Annotated in this window: 11 protein-coding genes; 8 read left to right on the top strand and 3 right to left on the bottom strand. The window is 38.7% G+C overall.

The window, feature by feature from the left end:
• The first annotated feature begins 291 nt into the window (after positions 1 to 291).
• On the top strand, positions 292 to 1,287 hold the full coding sequence (nadA, locus tag FZF08_RS08470; RefSeq protein ID WP_159468202.1) for a quinolinate synthase NadA: 996 nt from the start codon (positions 292 to 294) through the stop codon (positions 1,285 to 1,287).
• A gap of 108 nt (positions 1,288 to 1,395) precedes the next feature.
• A complete protein-coding gene (nadB, locus tag FZF08_RS08465) occupies positions 1,396 to 2,976 on the top strand; it encodes an L-aspartate oxidase (protein WP_159468201.1) in 1,581 nt (526 codons plus the stop codon).
• 233 nt (positions 2,977 to 3,209) lie between these two features.
• On the opposite strand, the gene FZF08_RS08460 is transcribed toward nadB, so the two are convergent.
• Both FZF08_RS08460 and FZF08_RS08455 read right to left on the bottom strand, forming a co-directional pair.
• Complete coding sequence (locus FZF08_RS08460) at positions 3,210 to 4,523, bottom strand: HlyD family efflux transporter periplasmic adaptor subunit (protein WP_159468200.1); 1,314 nt, start codon at positions 4,521 to 4,523, stop codon at positions 3,210 to 3,212.
• 24 nt (positions 4,524 to 4,547) lie between these two features.
• Entirely contained in the window at positions 4,548 to 6,845 is a 2,298-nt protein-coding gene (locus FZF08_RS08455) for a peptidase domain-containing ABC transporter (protein ID WP_159468199.1), read from the bottom strand.
• A gap of 152 nt (positions 6,846 to 6,997) precedes the next feature.
• Between FZF08_RS08455 and FZF08_RS08450 the strand changes: the two genes are divergently transcribed.
• The 4 genes from FZF08_RS08450 to FZF08_RS08435 all read left to right on the top strand — a co-directional run bounded on the left by FZF08_RS08450 (position 6,998) and on the right by FZF08_RS08435 (position 10,490).
• Positions 6,998 to 7,747, top strand: a complete 750-nt coding sequence (locus FZF08_RS08450; protein WP_159468198.1) for a hypothetical protein — start codon at positions 6,998 to 7,000, stop codon at positions 7,745 to 7,747.
• Between the two features lie 5 nt (positions 7,748 to 7,752).
• Positions 7,753 to 8,175: a hypothetical protein gene (locus tag FZF08_RS08445; protein ID WP_159468197.1), complete on the top strand. Its 423-nt coding sequence runs from the start codon at positions 7,753 to 7,755 to the stop codon at positions 8,173 to 8,175.
• A gap of 540 nt (positions 8,176 to 8,715) precedes the next feature.
• Positions 8,716 to 9,606, top strand: coding sequence for a glycosyltransferase (locus FZF08_RS08440; protein ID WP_159468196.1), 891 nt, complete (start codon positions 8,716 to 8,718; stop codon positions 9,604 to 9,606).
• Between the two features lie 68 nt (positions 9,607 to 9,674).
• The gene (locus FZF08_RS08435; RefSeq protein WP_159468195.1) at positions 9,675 to 10,490 is read left to right on the top strand and encodes a M23 family metallopeptidase; all 816 of its coding nucleotides are present in this window, start codon (positions 9,675 to 9,677) and stop codon (positions 10,488 to 10,490) included.
• A 54-nt stretch (positions 10,491 to 10,544) separates the two neighbouring features.
• Here FZF08_RS08435 and FZF08_RS08430 read toward each other — a convergent pair whose 3' ends face one another.
• The gene (locus FZF08_RS08430; RefSeq protein ID WP_159468194.1) at positions 10,545 to 11,903 is read right to left on the bottom strand and encodes a vanadium-dependent haloperoxidase; all 1,359 of its coding nucleotides are present in this window, start codon (positions 11,901 to 11,903) and stop codon (positions 10,545 to 10,547) included.
• A 620-nt stretch (positions 11,904 to 12,523) separates the two neighbouring features.
• On the opposite strand from FZF08_RS08430, the gene FZF08_RS08425 reads away from it, so the two are divergent.
• Together FZF08_RS08425 and FZF08_RS08420 are read left to right on the top strand one after the other, a co-directional pair.
• Positions 12,524 to 15,775, top strand: a complete 3,252-nt coding sequence (locus tag FZF08_RS08425) for a TonB-dependent receptor (protein WP_159468193.1) — start codon at positions 12,524 to 12,526, stop codon at positions 15,773 to 15,775.
• 13 nt (positions 15,776 to 15,788) lie between these two features.
• Positions 15,789 to 17,675, top strand: coding sequence for a RagB/SusD family nutrient uptake outer membrane protein (locus FZF08_RS08420; protein ID WP_159468192.1), 1,887 nt, complete (start codon positions 15,789 to 15,791; stop codon positions 17,673 to 17,675).
• The last annotated feature ends 48 nt before the right edge of the window (positions 17,676 to 17,723 follow it).

Here is a 17,723-nt window from a genome sequence, read left to right as displayed (position 1 = left end):
TTATTGCAATTCAGAATTGATCAGTGAGCAAACATTTCTGCTTTCGATTTTCCGATATTTTTGTCCCCATAAATGCAAATCCAGCATTATCAATGATAATGCTGTTTCTTTTTTTGTGTTGCCATAAACCAGATGTGAGAAAAACGTGTTTCTGTTTTGAACATACAAAAACGGGTTTCAAAGATTTAGAAGCAAAAAACGGGTCCTGTGGATTCTTTGGTTTTAAAAAGTATATTCTCGTAATTCGGTCTGGATTTTTAACAATCAACAAAAAGCCAATTATTCACCATAATGACAACCATTGAAGAACAAGTAGCGCGTTACGGATATGTTACCGAAACGATAGCAGAAGATATTGATTTGATTGCTGAAATTACCCGATTAAAAAAGGAGAAAAATGCAGTCATTTTAGCACACTATTATGTAAGTGCAGAAATTCAGGATCTGGCGGATTATATAGGAGATAGTTTAGGATTATCACAGCAGGCTGCTGCTACGGAAGCGGATATGATCATTTTCTGTGGCGTTCATTTTATGGGCGAAACGGCGAAAGTTTTAAGCCCGAATAAAAAGGTAGTTATTCCTGATTTGAATGCTGGATGTTCTCTTGCAGATTCTGCGCCTGCCGATAAATTTGCTGAATTTAAAGCGAAATATCCTGACCATATCGTGATCAGTTATATTAACTGTTCTGCTGAAATTAAAGCTTTGACGGATATTGTTTGTACGTCTTCCAATGCTTTACAAATCGTAAACAGTTTACCAAAAGACCAGAAAATTATCTTTGCACCGGATGCAAATCTGGGAAGATATGTGGCACAGAAGACAGGCCGGGAAATGGTTTTGTGGGACGGCGCCTGTATCGTTCATATTGATATTTCCCGTGAAAAACTGGCAGAACTTCGTAAAGAAAATCCGGATGCTTTGTTAATTGCGCATCCTGAATGTAAGGAAGATATTCTCTTGCAGTCGGATTTTGTAAGTTCCACCACCGGACTTTTAAAATTTGTTCAGGAATCACCTCATGACAAATTTATTGTTGCGACCGAGGCTGGTATTCTGCACAAAATGAAACAGGCTGTTCCAAATAAAAAATTGATTCCTGCGCCAGGGTCTGATAATAATACTTGTGCTTGTTCAGAGTGCCCTTACATGAAAATGAATACGCTGGAGAAAGTTTATAATGCACTTTATTACGAACAGCCAGAGATTTTTGTTCCCGAAGATATTCGTCTGAAAGCATTTGAATCAGTCAACAGAATGCTGGAATTGAGTAAAGGGATTTAATTTCGGACTTATAGTTGATAGTGAAGAGATTTTCAGGTTTGGCATAGTCTTTATCAGAAATCTCATTTCTTGTCAATCAAATTATTGAAAAACGTTTATCATTATTCTATGCCCCAGTTCGATTTCCTGATCATTGGTTCCGGTATTGCCGGACTTAGTTATGCTGCAAAACTGGCACGACACTTTGAAAATACCCAGGAGCATGTTTCCATTGCCGTTATTACCAAGGTACAAGCGGATGAAACGAATACAAAATATGCCCAGGGCGGCATAGCCGTGGTTTGGGACAAATCGGATTCGTTTGAAAAGCATATCCATGATACCATGGATGCAGGGGATGGAATTAATAAGCCGGATATTGTTGAAATTGTTGTAAAAGAAGCACCGGAACGTATTCAGGAATTGATTGATTACGGTACCCGTTTTGATAAAGAGCCGGAAGGGAATTATGATCTTGCCAAGGAAGGCGGACATTCTGACCATCGGATTTTGCATTTCAAAGACATTACCGGTGCGGAAATTGAACGCGCACTTTTAGAAGAAGTCAAACGGCATAAAAATATTGAAATTTTCACCCATTATTACGCGGTTGAATTAATCACGCAGCATCATTTGGGGGAAACGGTTTACCGTTACCGTGAAGATATCAAATGTTTTGGTGCCTATGTTTTGAACCGTCGTTCAGGACAGGTTGAAAAGTTTTTGGCCAAAACTACGATGTTGGCTACCGGGGGAATTGGTAATATTTATCAAAGTACAACCAACCCGACCATTGCGACCGGCGATGGTATTGCAATGGCATATCGCTCCAAAGGGATTTGTGATAATATGGAGTTCATCCAGTTTCATCCAACCAGTTTTTATCTTCCTGGCAAAAAACCTTCATTCCTTATTTCGGAAGCCGTTCGTGGTTTTGGAGGAATTCTGAAACGTGCGGATGGAAGTACTTTCATGGAATTGTATGATGATCGTCTTTCACTCGCACCACGCGATATAGTAGCGCGCGCGATAGACTCGGAAATGAAGAAAAACGGGGTTGATCACGTATACCTGGACGTACGGCATTGTGATTATGAAAAATTCCTTGAACATTTCCCCAACATCACACAGTATTGTTTAGATGCTGGTATTGATCTTCGAACAGAAATGATCCCGGTTGTTCCGGCCCAGCACTATATGTGTGGCGGTATTCGTGTTACGGAATGGGGTAAAACAAACATTAACTTCCTGTATGCAGTAGGAGAGTGCGCTTGTACGGGTTTGCACGGAGCGAACCGTCTGGCTTCAAATTCATTGCTGGAAGCAGTGGTTTTTGGTCACCGCGCTTATGAAAGTACGCTGGAAGGTTTTGATAAAGCCGTTGTTCCAGACAACATTCCTGAGTGGGATGATTCAGGCACCACACATCCGGAGGAAAATGTTTTGGTTACGGAAATGACAAGAGAATTGAATAGTATCATGTCAAACTACGTGGGTATTGTTCGTACCGATCGCCGTATGAAACGTGCCTATGATCGTCTGGAATTATTGCATCAGGAACATGAAGAATTGTACCGTCAGTCGAAAGTTTCCGTTGCAATTTGTGAATTGAGAAATATGATTTCCGTTTCCTATTTAATTATAAAAATGGCGATGGCAAGGAGAGAAAATATCGGTTTGCATTTTAATGCGGATCATGTGAAGGGGTGATTTGGGAGATTCTTTGACTGAATAAACAAACTTGAATTTTTCTCGTGCAAATTTGAAATTGTTCTCGAATTACATTAACCCAAGGTTTCAACTTGGGTTAATGTATGCTGAAACATGTCCGGCTTTAGCCATAGCTATTCAGAGCAACTCCTCATTATTGGTATACTTTGTATAATGATCGACATGTTTTTTACCAGAACATTGGCGACAAATATTAGATAAGAAAGAATGCGTTACTTTTTTATAACATATTTAAGATTGTCAAAGAATCGTTGAAGCAGTCTTCGGTCGTTGGTAATTATTTCTGCTGATCCTTTCATCTCAAATTTAGGTTGCAGTTTGGTTCCGTAATTTGTTTTTAGTTCCTCGGGAAAACTAATTGTAACAAGATAAGTTTCTACATCTCCTTCGGATGTTTTTATAGCATTTGAAGTGAGGGATATAGAATTAACTTTTCCTGTTATGGAACCATATTCCAAATAAGGGTAATCTTCAAGTTTAACAATAACTTCCTGTCCTATCTTTACTTTTCCGGATCCAACTGCCGGTAAAAGAACCTGACCGAAAAGTGCTTCTTGTTTAGGAACAATAGTAAAAACTGGTTCTCCGTTTTGAATAAATTGATTATTATTCCAAAATTTCAGGAATTGGACCTTCCCGTTGAATGGAGCAATAAAAACATATTTCTGTTTCCATGCCTTTATTTTATCAACAAGATCATTATAAGTCGTTAGCATCTCTAAATTTAATTGCCTTTCCTTTTCATTTTTTAGAATAGCAGTTTCCTGGATTTTGCTTTCCGTTTGACCTACCTGCTCACGGGCACTGGCAATATCACGCAGTGTTGATTGATATTGATCTCTTGCACTGACAGATTTTATTTTTGTAAGATCAAAATCTGCTTTGCTTATAGCCTTGTTACGAAGTAAAATAGAATCACGGTCAAAAAAGCGTTTATACAGCCTTTGATTTTCTGAGCCAATTTTTGATCTTTCATAGGATACCATCAACACACGTTGCTGCTGGAGCATTAATTTTTGAAACGCTTCGGTTTGTTGGTCGAAACTTCGGTTACTTTGATAATCTGAAAGTTGCTTTACTGCATTAAAGAAGCTGAAATAAGTACCACTAAGCTCACCCAGGGACATTTCCCCAGGCAATGATCCATATAGATCCGGAGCGTTCTCTATGGGAAATTTGATTTTAGAAACAACTTTTGAAATCAGACTTACATGATCGACATCAGCCGAATTTTCTACATAGGCAATAACCTGATTTTCACGGACAGCATCTTGCGATTTAATATTTTTTAACTGTAATTTACCGGAACCCATGGCAACCAATTTTAACGGAGCTTGATTGGCATTGATTGTTACCTGGCCAGAAACGATATCCGGATAACGAACCTTCCAACCAAAAAATAATATAAGTGTTATAATGAATAGTATCAATAAGGTAATTCGCGATCCGAATTTTGTTGGCATACGCTCTATGATATCCTGAATTTCTTCTGTTCGGGGATATCTCTTTTCTGTAATTTCTTCCATACGTTTTTGGTTAAAATATCACCCTCATAATTGAACATTTGTAATAATTTCACTTTCTTCTTTGTTTAAAATTGGCGTAGTGCTACTTTGAAGTTCGGTTTGCGTTTGTACCAATTTGTAATAATGTCCCTTCCTTTCAAGTAAAAAGTCGTGGTTGCCCATTTCTACAATCATGCCCCCTTGCATCACCACAATTTGATCCGCTTTCCGGATCGTGCTCAGGCGATGGGCTACTACAATTACGGTTTTGTTTTTAAATACTTCATCCAGTGCTTTCACGATTTTTTGTTCATTAATCGTATCAAGTGCGTTGGTCGCTTCATCAAAGAATAAGTAGTCGGGGTCTTTGTAGAGTGCTCTTGCAATAAGTATCCTTTGCTTCTGTCCACCGCTAAGTCCGCGTCCCTGTTCACCCATTTTCGTTTGATATCCCAAGGCTAAGGATTCTATCTCGACAGCGATGTTTGCCGTTTCAACTGCTTTGCGCAAACGTTGATAGTCCATTTTTTCATCATCCAGGACAATATTATTTAGAATGGTGTCATTGAAAATTTTTCCATCCTGCATTACGGCACCGCATTTTTCGCGCCACTGGTGTAAGCTGATATTGTTAATGTTTAGCCCGCCAATTGTAATTTCACCATAAGAAGGTTTGTATAATCGCAGCAGTAATTTAAGCAGGGTTGATTTCCCGCTTCCACTGTCACCTACAATCGCGGTAACTTTTCCTTCTGGTAAAGTTAGATGTAAACCCCGAAGAATGAGTGGCGAAACCGGCGTATACTGAAAGGCGACGTTCTTGATTACCAAATCTTTTTTCTCCGGTAATTGAATATTATTTTGTCCGGTATCCTCATCCTCATCAGGCAACTGATGTATTTCATTAAGTCTCAAAAAACTGATTTGAGCGAATTGAAAGGATATAATAAATTGGATGAATTGTACCACAGGGCCATTGAGCATACCAATAATGAATTGGGTCGAGATCATGACACCAAAAGTTATCTCACCGTTGATCACGGCTTTTGCACAATAAAATGTTATAAATAAATTTTTCAGGTTGTCAATAAACTGCCCTCCAAGATTTTGAGCGTTGTTAATGGTCAGTACACGCATATTTACCTGATACAACCTTGCTTGTATATTTTCCCATTTCCAGCGTTTCTGTTTCTCATAGTTATTGATCTTTATATCCGTTATGCTTTCTACGGTTTCAACCCAGTAGCTTTGATTTTTTGCGGTCAATTCAAAATATTCCCAGTCCAGTTTTTTACGTATTTGTAAGAAACCAAGTATCCAGAATACATACAGTATGCTGCCGGTTAAAAAAATATAAAAGATGATTGTATTGTAAATCAAAAGGATGACCCCGAAAATGAGAAACGTCAGTCCTGAAAAAATCAGGTTTAGTGAGTTGTTCATGATGAAACTTCTGATCCGTTCATGGTCATTGGCCCGCTGTAAAATATCACCCATCATCTTGTTCTCAAAGAAAGTAACAGGCAGTTTCATGAGCTTGATGAGGTAATCGGATATCAGGGCAATATTCACGCGTGAAGTGAGGTGCTGCAATATCCAGTCCCTGACTGCATTACTCAGGGTAATACAAACAATGAGTGCAACATTCGCAAACAATACGATATTAATAAAATCCAGATCATGCGTTTGAATGCCAACGTCAATAACGGCCTTGGAAATAAAGGGAAGTGCTGCCTGCATCAATGTTACCAGCAGCATGACGATAAAAAGGTTGAGGAAACTTTTTTTGTACGGAGTAAAATAGCCCAGGAAATTTTGAAGCGTTTTTGTGCGCTCAGATTTCTCATTCGCATGACGCTGCTTAAAATCTGCCTGGGGCTGTAAGATCAGAATGGTTCCCTTATTGTCAATATTGTTTACCTGTACCCAATATTTTGTAAATTCTTCGGAAGAATAAGTTAACAGCCCTTTTGCAGGATCGGAAACGTAAATAGTTGCTTTAGTAATTTCCCCGGAAGAAATATTCTTGTTTTTCCAATTGTCCGCTGCTTTTGCATTATATACTACTACGAAGTGGTTATTATTCCAGTGGATAATAGCAGGCAGTGGTATCTTGTACAAAATATCTTCCAATGTACATTTTGCAGAAAGGCTGCGAAGGCCTATTTTTTCTGCTGCATGGCCGATCCCAAGTAATGAAACTCCTTCTCGGGTATTACCGCAGAGGTCTCTTAAATATTGTAGGGAGTAATATTTACCATGGTATTTAGCTATCATTTTAAGACAGGCCGGACCGCAATCCATCATATCCATTTGCCTGTCACAGGGGAACTTATTAAACATCGTAATGTGTGTTTATGAATAATTTGAATAAAATATGCAAAATTCGATTAAAATATGAATAATTTGATTAAATATATAATTATTTTGTTTCGTAAAACTAAGATGATATATTTGAAAAAAAATTATTTAGTCACACTAAATCAATATGAATTATGCGCACAAAAGCAGTATTAGCTTTGGATCTGCTGGAGCAGGAATTGGAACTATTAGATGAACAACAACGCGGAGCTATTTTGGGAGGGGTTAGGGAATATTGGAATGCTTCTAACGGAGTTTCCTACTATCGGGATAATCCTAATGACCCTTGGACAGCCTGCGATAATTTGAATGAGGTAACGATAAGATCCGGTAATAGCTATAATGCTGGTAATACCAGTAATGGATATTATAACGTTCAGTATGGGACTAATTACAGCGGTGGCTACGTTGGTGGAAATGGTGGTGGAAGCTCAGGAAATAGTGGAGGGAGTACGAGTAATCCAACTTCTTCAAATGGTGGCTACATAGGTGGCTCGCGTTGGACCGTACAGGGAAATGAATGCGTGTATACATACGATGGCGGAACCTTAGCGGCTGTTACAATTAAACCAAATCAATATACTGCTAATGATGTTGTGGGTCTGGTTCTTCAGTCATTTGGTATGGCTTCTGATCATGCAGCCACAGCAGCAGCAGTTTTAAAGTTAGAGGCAAAAGGTTTTGAGCTAGCAAGTAGATCATTTGGGCTTGTAAGCGTACTAAGTAATCTAAATGACGCTATTCAAGAAAGAAGTTTGGAAGATTTGGGCCAAGCAACTCTCGGAGCCGCCCTTTTTATACCGGGATTAAATGGCGGGGTAGTAGTCATAGGCGGTACAGTTCTTTTTGCCTGGGAAATGTATGAATTTATCCAGGAACATTAATCCAAATGTTAAAATTTCTTTATATCTATTATTACACTTTCTTTACAATGCACCATAAATACAATATGGATGGCACAGTAAAAAGCCCTGCGTGGTATACTGCTCTTCTTCAGGTAAGTATGGGGATTGGGGGGATATTCTATATACTGGTGATAGTTTTAGAAGAAATAGCAAATAGACGATCAGGCTTAGGAAATTCTAATAAATACATAGTGAGTTTGACCTTAGCAGTGACTTTGTGTTCAGTCGTTTATTACCTGCTTTTTAAAGTTTACAAAGTATCCAAAGAAACAGGTCTAACAGAAAATTATCATTTTGTTGTAACGCAAAAAATAAAAATATTTTTCTGGATATTCTGGATCCTTTCTATTTTCGGAACTTTTATTTTTGGATATGTAGTCAGAGATTTAGGGCTTTTTAACAGGTGAATGTAATAGAAGTGCTAACTGGTTCACTAAGAGTAGATTATGCTTGGTAAATTATATTACGTTATTCTAAATCATTACTCTCTTAAAACCGAACATAAAATAGACACCCCTGTGATAACGGTTTTTTTTATCTTTTCATTGGTTTTATGCTGTTTTACCTTGCTTGTCATAACTGTTTTGACTGTCTTAAAAAATCCGGAGAGTAGGAATCTTGGTATTTCAAAAACAGATGGGTACCTGATGCTTTCTATATCTTGTTGTATATTTTATTTCTTTTTCATTCGAAATAAAAGGTATTTAAAAATATACTCGAGGTATAGAAGTGATATGTTCTTAAATAGTGAAAACGGACGTTTGCTTTATTGGTGTATATTGATTTTCCTAATTTTGTCTCCTTTTATTTTTATGGTACTTAGAAATCGATTGGTTTTTGGTCACTGGATCTAATGAGGTATAAAGTTTATCAATGTTAATCGGTAATTGTAATTATTTAAGAGTCCCGATGGCAGCACCGGGACTTTTTTGTCTCTTTAATTAAATATGCCAGAAACGACCGTTTTAATTCCCTCATACAACGGAGCGAAATATATCCAATCAGCCCTGTTAAGTGTGCTCTCCCAAAAATATTCAGATTATGAAGTTCTTATTATTGACGACGGAAGTACCGATAATACAGAAGAGCTGATCAAGAAACTGAGCGATAAACGTATACGGTATTATAAAAATGAAAGTAATATGGGTATTGTTGCCAGTTTGAACCGTGGTTTGGATCTGGCAGAGGGAAAGTACATTGCGCGTATGGATGCAGACGATCTTATGCTGGCTGACAGATTACAAACCCAGATTGATTTTTTGGAGAAGAATAAGAATTACGGAATGGTCGGTTGCTGGTATCATACGATTGATGAAAAAGGTAAGATAATCCATACCCGTAAAACATTGACCGATAGTGACACTTTGCGGATGAGTTTGATATTTCGTAATCAATTTGCGCATTCTTCGGTTACGATGCGTACGGAAATTGCCCGGAAATTACGATATGACCCGGAATTTCAATATTGCGAAGATCATGATTTATGGATTCGCTTTTCAGAAATAAGTAAGGTTACAAATCTGCCTTTATTGGGACTTTCATACCGCTGGTATTCTGATAATAGTTGTAACAGGCACCAAAAGGATTTGAAAGTACGAGTACTTTCTTTATTGTCCAGAGAACTTGATAAACTGGAAATAAGTCATTCCGTTGAAGAGTTAAAATTACATGCAGCAATTTGTTTCGGTTTGGCGGGTCCTTTTTTATCAGAAACTAGTAAAAAGCAAGAATTGGATCAATGGATTCGTAAAATTTTGAATTCCACGGTTCTCAACAAAAGATATGATAGGAAATGGTTAAATGATTTCCACCAAAAAATCAATGATTTATTCTTTTAAAAGTATTGGAGTTAGCCAATTGAATTGCTCTGGTACAACTACTTCTTTTCAGTACTGACACATACTTTATGAAATTATTTTTTATCCTCATTTGTAATCTGTTATATTTTTCCGCTTGTGCCCAGCAAGAGCTTCGCGTCTTTGTTGAAAGGAAGAAAAATGGCTACATACTTTATGCAGACAATAACGCCTTTTGTCCTGTTTCAATGGCGCTGGATTTGAATTTGGTAAATTTACGCTTCTCAAAAGGAAGAAAGAAAATATTTGTAATACCGGAAAAAACCGAAAAATTTATGTTGGGAGAATTAGATGCTATATATCCGTCAATGCCTGATAAATTTTCCTACAATTTTTATTCCAGTTTGGGGAATATCAATAATATCAGATACGATGAGGAATACGAATATGGTCTGCCTTTTCTAAAAAACAAGGAATATTATCTTGTTCAGGGATACCAAGGGAGCTTCTCGCACCAAAATGATAATGCGCTGGATTTTATAATGGCAGAGGGAACAGAAATTACGGCTGTCAGGGAAGGGGTTGTAATAAAAGTTGTACAGAGCAATACCGGGTCATGCCTGAGAGAGGAGTGTAAGAAAATGCATAATTATATACTCATTTACCATTCAGATGGCACAATCGCCAACTATTCACATCTGATTCAAAATGGATCAAAAGTGTCAGCCGGCGACATCGTCAAAAAAGGTGAGGTAATAGGACTAAGCGGAAACACGGGTTTCAGCAGCGGCCCCCATCTTCATTTTTCCTGCTCGGTTATACTTGGTGTCGAAAAATATCAGACTATCAGAACAAAATTCAGGATTGATGGTGGTAATAAATCTGAATACTTGCAGGAAAAAAATAGGTATATAAAGACATACTAGCAGCAATATTTGCCAGTATGCAGTAATAGTTACTTTCCTGATAAAATTCTTTTTCTATTTGACCATTGCTGATTCCTTTCCTGATTTCCTTGTTATCACCCGATTCAACACATGCTGGCCAATTTTCTCACCCAGATGCGTTCCTTCCTCCACGCCGTCACGGTAGTGAATTCCGCCATAAACGCGGCTGATGGAAGCATCCCAATAGGCATCTTTAAATGATTTGAAAGATTTTACACCATGTCCGTATTTTTTCTCGGTAGTATCAGTAAAAGCGACATTTTCTCCAACTAATTTTGTTAAAACTACGCCGCAGGCGGCTGAAATTGTACTATGCCCGCTTACATATTCCGGGAAAGCCGGTGTTTCCAGAAATGGCCGCCAGTTCGGATCCCAGTTGTTGTTAATTACAGTTTCGGGACGGATTCGCACACTCTTGTATTTTTCGTCCCAGCAAGAAACAAAACCATCAAAAAGCGCTAACGCACCTAAGGTATACGCCTCATTAACTTCCATGAGATTCAGCTTTTTCTCAGTTGTAACATTTTTAATGATTGCCAGCCAGTGTCCCGCGGGTGTCATTTTTTTGTTGGCAAACATGGCATGGCCGACCACATTGGTAACAAAAGCATTATCGTCCCAGAAGTATGCTGTGGCTTTTTGCTCCTCAGTTAAATTTTTTGCGATATTATAAACCTCCATAGTCAGTTTCATAAACGGACTATTTTTGTTCAAATCATATTTCGCTGGTGGCGGGCAGCGGAATTGTGTTACAGAATCCAGCGAGAAAGTCCTCACGGTATTCCACATAGGTTCGCATGCATCCGCATAAGCGGGGGGCGTAGGCACCCATGTGCCTGGCTCATTGGTTACGGTGTAACGGAAGCCGCGTATTTCTTTGTAATGATCTTTTGAAGCATAAGCCAAAACGTGCTTTGCAACGGTGTCACCATAAGCAATGGACCGTTCATATACATCTTCCGGAATGCCCATGTCTTCATACTTCTTAAAAAGATTTTTTTCATAATCATCCCACAGGTTACCTGAAAAGGTAAGTGTCCGGCCAACAACCGTAAATGCTTTTATACTTGCCAGCGGAAAGCAGTATGCTGCACCAGATTCTGGTTTTGGCGGTGCTGCGAATTTATTGATCTGTCCTGCCAAGGACTGGTAATCAGAATAGCCGGGAAGAAGTGCTTCGTAAGCCGCTAGAAATGAATAGCTGTAAATACGGCTGGCAACAGGCGGTTTGAATATATCGTGGATAATTACATCCGTAAGTTGGGTAGTCGTTTCGTGGAAAAGTTTAGGGTCAGATGCTTTTGCGTTGTATTCTTCAGGTGTAGAAGATTTTTTGCATGAGTAGGTGAAAAAAGTAACTAAAACCAGTAGGCTAATGCTTGTAAATTTCATTGTATAAGTAAAAAAATTACGAATGGTCGGGTAACAAATATACCGAAGCAACCTGCGAAGATAATCAAGAAAGATCAATAGGCGGATAATTATTTTTAAGAGGAAAATTAATATAAAAAAATGAAATTATCTAGTTGGTAAATGACTTCTTACATCGATTTTTTAATTGGTGTGAAATTTAATCAAAAAAATGAAGTGGTATTTTTTTTGCAGTTATCCCTTGTATTTTGATCAGGAGCTAAACTGTTTAGTTAATTATTGTTGTTATTTTCTTATAAAACATATTCATAAACAAAGAGTGCTTTTATTTGTAATAAATTTAATATCTTTTTGTACATCCGAATGAGTAAAATATACATTTGAGTACTTAATTAAGATAATAGTGTAGGATAATTATTTGTGATTAGAATAGCATTAGAAGTAGATTGTATGAGCGTTAATGAATTATTTTTTTTGTCACATTTTAACTCTATTGAATGATAAAAATTTACTTTTTTTTTACTACTAATTGTGTGATTTCGACACTAGGTTTCGTGGCTGATTGTTCGCATTGACAGGCCCGTTTAAGGATATAGGTCTAAAAATTTTACCAACTATTTTATTATTTTATCAATTAATCTATGGGAATTAATACTCAAAGTAGATATCGTTTCAAGGGACGATATATTCTTTCTCTCTTTCTTGCCTTTGGTGTGGCACTTGGAGCTTTTGCTCAGTCCACTGTAAAAGGTAGAGTGAAAGATGATCAGGGCCAAGGACTGCCGGGTGTAAGCGTTGTTGTGAAAGGAACCACAGCAGGATCCGTTTCGGATATTGAAGGTAATTATACTGTTAGTACTACCAATGGAAATGCCGTATTGGTATTTTCTTTTATCGGCTACCTGACACAAGAAATTCCCCTTAACAACAAATCTGTTTTAGATGTTACGCTCGCAACCGACATAAAATCTCTGAATGAAGTGATTGTTGTTGGTTATGGTACCGCTAAAAAAGCAACGTTGACAGGGTCGGTAGTTGCAGTTAAGGGTTCTGAGCTTGAAAAAGCACCCGCTGCTAACCTTTCCAATACATTGAGCGGCCGCCTTCCGGGCGTCTCTGCTGTTCAGTCAAGTGGAGAGCCAGGTTTTGATGGATCGGCAATCCGTATCCGTGGTACCAACTCATTGGGTAACAGTGATGCCCTCATCGTTGTGGATGGTGTTCCTAACCGTAGTGGTGGTTTGGATCGTATCAACCCTGCTGATATTGAAAGTGTTTCTGTTTTGAAGGATGCTGCTGCCGCAATTTACGGATCACGTGCGGGTAACGGGGTTATACTGATCACGACAAAACGTGGTAAATCTGGTAAGCCTCAGTTGTCATATGATTATAACTTCGGTTTGGCTCGTCCAACACGTACTCCAAAAATGTCGGATGCTGGTGAATATGCCACGATCCGTAACGAACTGCAAATTTATGACAACATTCCAACAGGAGAGTGGAATGGTGCATTGACTGGTTTCAACACAAACGGAACATACAAAACAACAAAAGGTGATGTAGTGAATGCTGTATTTACTCCCACAGATATTCAGAAATTTAAAGATGGTTCGGATCCTTTGATTCATCCAAATACTGACTGGTACAAAGAGGTTATCAAACCATGGTCACCGCAACAACGCCACAATCTTCAATTGATGGGTGGTAGTGAAAATGTTAAATATCTTACTTCGTTAGGATATTTAAACCAGGATGGTATTTACAAAAATTCTGCAACAGGTTACAAGCAGTATAGTCTTCGTCTAAATCTTGATGCAAAAATAAACAAATATGTAACTGCAAAACTGGGTATTGCTGCACGTGAAGAATACCGTTTCTCTCCAAATGGTGGTGATGCAGGCGCTATCTTCCGTATGTTGATGCGTGGAAAACCAACTGAAATCGCTATCTGGCCAAACGGATTACCAGGACCGGATATTGAAAACGGACAAAATCCAGCGTTAATTACTACCAATTCAACAGGTTACATCCGTGATAAAAGAGATTACGTTCAAACCAACGGTTCGGTTGAAGTACTTATTCCTGGTATTACAGGTTTGAAAGTAACAGGATCGGCAGCAATTGATAAAAAATTCGGCCGCAATAAGAACTTTGCCCAGCCATGGAAACTTTACTATTGGGATAAAAAATCCTATGAAGCGGACGGAGTTTCTCCTTTGCTGACGGGTTCGGTTCGTTCAACTTTCAATGATGCACGTCTAACTGAAACTTCTTCTCAGGAATTGTCAGTTTTGTTAACAGGCCAGGTGAACTACGACAAAACTTTTGGAGCGCATGCATTTAACGTAATGGCTGGTGTTCAGCATGAGAAAGTAGATGCAGATGGTTTCTTTGCTTACCGTCGTTATTTCATCTCACCGGTTGCTGATCAACTTTATGCAGGTGGTAACCTGGAACAGAATATCGGTAACTCTGGATCTGTAAATGTAAATGGTACTACTTATAACAACACTGATCTTTACCAACGCGCACGTTTGAGCTATTTCGGACGTTTGGGTTACAATTACAAAGAGAAATATCTTGCTGAATTTTTGTGGAGAGCGGATGCTTCTTATATTTTTCCAAAACAAGGTCGTTGGGGTTTCTTTCCGGGTGTATCTGCTGGATGGAGAATGTCAGAAGAGGGTTTCTGGAAAGAAAACATCAAGTTTCTTGATAACGTGAAATTGAGAGCATCATGGGGACAAATGGGAGCTGAAGCTTATTTGCCAAACAGTTCTACATTGGCTGAATACCAGTATTTGTCTACAATGTCATTCAACTCGTACATTCTGGACAACCAGGTTGTTAAGTCATTATACGAAGCACGCGTTGCTAATAAAAACTTTACGTGGGAAGTTGCAAACAACTCAAACGTAGGTTTTGAAGGTTCGTTGCTTAAAGGAAAAATCAACTTCGAATTTGATTATTTCTATAATGTTCGTTCTAAAATTCTTATTCAGCAGACAGGTTCTACACCTTCCTCAGCAGGTATCGATGGAAAACTTCCTCCTGTGAATTTGGGTAAAATGAAAAATAAAGGATATGAATTCAAAGTTAGCTACGATGGAAACGCGGGTGATTTTAATTACTCGTTCGGTGTAAATGGTGGTTATGCTAAAAACAAAATCACTTTCTGGGATGAAACTCCTGGTATACCTTCTTACCAGACCACTACCGGAAGACAATATCAGGCATTTCTTGCTTATCAGTATGATGGTGTTTTCAAAGATCAGGCTGCGGTGGATGGAAACAAACTTGATTATAGTCCAATTACAGGAACAATTCGTCCCGGTGATATGAAGTTCAAGGATGTGAATGGTGATGGCAAAATCAATGCGGATGATAGAGTTCGTTCGGATAAAACACAACGTCCTACTTTCACAGGTGGTGCTACAATCAATGCCAGCTACAAAGCTTTTGATATCGCTATTTTGTTCCAGGGAGCAACAGGTGGTTTACAATATATTGGACAAACAGAGTCAGGTGATATTGGTAACTATTTGAAATATGCTTACGACCACCGTTGGACGATTGATCACCCAAGTGAAGTTGATCCTCGTTTGGCAAACCGTAACAATACGTATTACACAAATACTGGTAACGCCGGTGCAAATACTTATTACCTAAAAAGTAATAACTATCTGCGTTTGAAAAATATAGAAATTGGCTGGAACCTGCCATCTGATCTTGGTAAGAAAATTGGTGTAGGAAGTTTCCGTGTTTATGCAAATGCACTAAACATCCTGACATGGGATAAAATTAAAATCTGGGATCCTGAATCCACCAACACGAGCGGACAATACTATCCTCAGTCGAAAATTATTAACATGGGTGTTCGCGTATCATTCTAACGAATATTAAATTATGAAATTCAATTACAAGAATATAATACTTTTTGGATTACTCGGTACCGTAGGTTTGGTATCCTGTGATACTGATTTCCTCGACACGACCCCGCAAACTGAAATCAGTTCGGATCTTGTCTGGAAAGATGGTGCATTGTCTGAAGCTTTTGTTACTGAAATTTACAACGGTTTACAGCAAGGCGGATTCGCTGAGCAAATGCTTGCTTCCCTTACGGACGAGGCAGTGTTTACGCATACAGGAAGAAACATCAATACAATCAATGAAGGAAGTTTAAGCCCTTCCAACCTTGGCTGGGAAGATGATACTTACAGATGGAGCCCTATGTACACCCGTATCCGTGCCTGTAATATTGCTCTTCAAAATCTATATTCTACAACGTCCTTCGAGGATAAAGTTTTGAAAGACCGCTTAAAAGGTGAAACCCACTTTTTGCGTGCTTATTACTATCAGCAATTGGTACGTTACTACGGTTCGGTTCCACTGGTTTCAAAAGTTTACGGTCTTGGCGAAGACTATACTGTGGCTAGAAATACGTATGATGAATGTATCAAATTCATTGTTAAGGATGCCGATAGTGCAGCGGTTTATCTTGATGGTAAAACTTTACAATCAGGACGCGCAACTAAATTGGCGGCTCTTGCTTTGAAATCACGTGTTTTGCTTTATGCAGCAAGTGATTTGCATGATATCCCAACAGCAAAAACGAAATCGACTACAATCTCTGGTTATGCAAATCCGGAATTCCTGGGTTATGTAAGTGGTGACCGTAAAGCGCGTTGGACGGCTGCGCTTGCAGCTGCAAAGGCGGTTGTTGATGCTACATCAGGTTATAAATTAAATCTTACAGCTCCGGCTTCGGCGGAAGAAGGAAGATTGAACTACATTTCTTTGGCAATGGGAGGCGGAAGCGCAGATAAAACACTGGATGCTTCGGCAGCAGTTGATTTGATCCTTGCCCGTCAGTTTACGCCTGGTAAATCAGAAGGTGCACGTCAGACAGGTTTGAACAACGGACCTAACGGATACCATAACTGGGCAGGTAATACACCAATCGGCTTAATTGTTGATGATTATCAAATGATGGATGGTACAACCTTTCATTGGACTAACCCTGTACATGCAGCAGCTCCTTACGTAAATCGTGATCCACGTTTTTATGCAAGTATCATGTACGATGGTGCGCCTTGGAAACCTCGTGATAAAATCTCAGGAAACGTGGATCCGGCGAACCAGATCCAGACTGGTACTTATGACCTGGCTGATAGCAAAGGGGCAATAACTAACAGAAAAGGATTAGATACGCGCAGCAGCTCTATTGAAGATTGGAATGGTAGCCGTACAGGTTATTACATGCGTAAGTTTATCGATCCAAACCCTAATCTGGTTGATAATACAGACCGTCAGAATATCCCGTGGCCTTTCTTCCGTTATACAGAAGCTGTTTTCAACTTTATTGAAGCTTCCATTGAAACAGGTAATGAGGCAGACGCTTTATTATGGTTAAATAAAATTCGTTTTCGTGCAGGTATGCCTGCAATCAAAGCAAGCGGAGCTGATCTTACAGCAGCTTACCGTCAGGAAAAAAGAATTGAAATGGCTTACGAAGAGCAACGTTACCATGATACAAGACGTTGGATGATCGCGCCCACAACCTTAGGTAGAAAACTTACATTTATCAGTGTAACCGGTAAATTTAAAGCTGGTAAAACGATGACCGAGCCTTACAAATTTGATACATCGGTTTATAATTATACTTATACACCAGTTGAAGATGTACAGCACGAAAACCGTCAGTGGCTGGATAAAATGTACTTCCGTCCGTTTGGTCGTGATGAAAGCAACCGTAATAAATTATTACTTCAAAATCCTGGCTACGATAAATAATTCAGTGATCTTGATTTTAAATAATGAAACAGTATAATTTAATTTATC

Source organism: Dyadobacter sp. 3J3, from assembly GCF_009801115.1.
Taxonomy (GTDB): Bacteria; Bacteroidota; Bacteroidia; order Cytophagales; family Spirosomataceae; genus Dyadobacter.
This window is presented reverse-complemented; position numbering and strand designations above follow the sequence as displayed.